The sequence below is a fragment of the Bacillus sp. BPN334 genome (assembly GCF_008368885.1).
Taxonomy (GTDB): domain Bacteria; phylum Bacillota; class Bacilli; order Bacillales; family Bacillaceae_G; genus Bacillus_A; species Bacillus_A wiedmannii.
The window spans coordinates 1-2,039 of record NZ_QOZW01000064.1; the positions used below are offsets into that span (position 1 = coordinate 1).

Annotated in this window: 2 protein-coding genes; one reads left to right on the plus strand and one right to left on the minus strand. The window is 35.4% G+C overall.

Going from position 1 to position 2,039, the window contains the following annotated elements:
• Positions 1-52: 52 nt before the first annotated feature.
• Positions 53-1,378, minus strand: a complete 1,326-nt coding sequence (locus DN393_RS31225) for an ArsB/NhaD family transporter (protein ID WP_088047457.1) — start codon at positions 1,376-1,378, stop codon at positions 53-55.
• A 262-nt stretch (positions 1,379-1,640) separates the two neighbouring features.
• Between DN393_RS31225 and DN393_RS31230 the strand changes: the two genes are divergently transcribed.
• The gene (locus DN393_RS31230) at positions 1,641-1,991 is read left to right on the plus strand and encodes a YojF family protein (protein WP_000407039.1); all 351 of its coding nucleotides are present in this window, start codon (positions 1,641-1,643) and stop codon (positions 1,989-1,991) included.
• The last annotated feature ends 48 nt before the right edge of the window (positions 1,992-2,039 follow it).

Here is a 2,039-nt window from a genome sequence, read left to right on the forward strand (position 1 = left end):
TAAGTCGATATTCTCTGTAGAATCATCGATATAATTTCACCCACTACAACTATTACATTAAATAACGTAAATATATATAAACATGTGATAGTAATAATGCAATAATAGTTAACGGTAAACCAATTTTTAAGAAGTCCATATACGAGAAAGCATGTCCTTCACGTTTTGCAATACCAGCAACGACTACGTTTGCGGATGCTCCGATTAATGTTCCGTTTCCTCCTAAGCAAGCCCCAAGTGATAACGCCCACCATAGTACTTCAATTTGCGGAGAGTCGACAGATAATCCGAGTCCTGTAGCTAAATCTTGAATAAGTGGTATCATCGTTGCGACAAATGGGATATTGTCAATTGTTGCAGATGCAATGCCTGATACCCATAAGATAAGTATCGCAGCGAAACCGATATCACCGTTCGTTACGTCGAGCACTTCTTTTGCGAGTGAAGAAATGAGCCCGATATCAATTAACCCGCCAACGAGAACGAATAATCCAGCGAAGAAGAAAATGGTTACCCATTCAACGTGGGCAAATACATCTTCAATATCATGTTCTTTTACGCCAATTAGCATAAGAATTGTAGCGCCTGTCATCGCGATAACCGCAGCGTCTACATGAATAATCGAATGAAGTACAAAGCCTAAAATAGTTAGTCCTAAAATTGAAATGGATTTTAAAAGGAGGCTTTGATCTTTAATATAATCTTTTTCGTTCAATGCCATTAATATTTTAATTTGCTCAGGTGTTGTTTTTAGTTTGTTACGATACATAAAGTAAATAATGCCAAGTGTAACAATAGAAATAATAATTACGATTGGAGCTAAGTTTAGTAAAAAGGCATTAAAGTCTAAATGCTTATTTGCTGACCCAATCATAATGTTCGGTGGGTCACCGATTAATGTTGCTGTTCCGCCTATATTTGAAAATAGCACTTCTGAAATCAAATAAGGAACAGGGTTTACTTTTAAAATACGTGTAATGGATAGTGTAACAGGTACGATTAATAAGACGGTTGTTACGTTGTCCAAAAATGCAGAACCAACTGCGGTTAATAAAGATAGTAATAATAAAATGCGGATTGGTTTTCCACCAGCTGCCTTAGCTGCTTTAATAGCCACAAATTCAAATACGCCTGATTGACTCGTAATATGTACGAGAATCATCATCCCAATTAAAAGGGTGATTGTTTCCCATTGAATATGTGATGTGAAAGCGGTATGTAAATCTACAACTCCAAAAATAATCATAATAGCAGCGCCGAATAGTGCGATTACAGCACGATTCAATTTCTCAGAAATAATAAATCCGTACGTGATTAAAAATACGGCAATTGCAAAATAATATTGCCAATTTGCTACTTCATGTGCTGATTGTTCCAATCATGTCACCTTCTTTAAAGTATGTATTCAATTGTCGAAATGTATCTCGCTATATTAATACGGGATAAAATATATTGTAGCAAATTCAAAAAAGAAAGAAAACTATTTAACAAAGTGAAGGGAAAAATATGATTTTTACATATCATATAAAAAATATAAAAAACACAGTGCAAATTATTAGGAAAAGTGAGCGTTGTCCTCTAATATAGAGATAGCAATTTACATTATTTTTGCGTAAAATGGTTTAAAGAGGTGAATTCCGATGGAAATAGTAAAAGATAGTTCTCTTATTCAAAATGAAATTGAACGTTTTGTAAATAAAGATGTATATATTCATTTAGAAACAACGAACGGAGCGTATGCGTCACACTTTAACGAAAAGATGATGACAGTTGGAGCATTCATTCGAAATGCAATTATTCGCTTTGAGCGCGGGAAGATTACTGGAACGAATCCATACCGAGTTGGTTTGAAAATGGATCATGGCTGGGTATATGCAGAAGGTATTACGCACTGGGAAGTAGACGATAAAGAGCGTTTATTACTAGCAGGGCATGATAACCAAGGCCGCTTAGCAGTTGCACTTGAGTTAAGCTTAACACCATTTAAGTAAGAAGGAGGGAAACTTATGGAGAGACATGTACTTGTTGTATTTCCGCAT

Bases quoted from the DNA above. Each gene is read 5' to 3' on its own strand.
- DN393_RS31230 (WP_000407039.1), top strand. From the start codon at position 1,641: ATGGAAATAGTAAAAGATAGTTCTCTTATTCAAAATGAAATTGAACGT.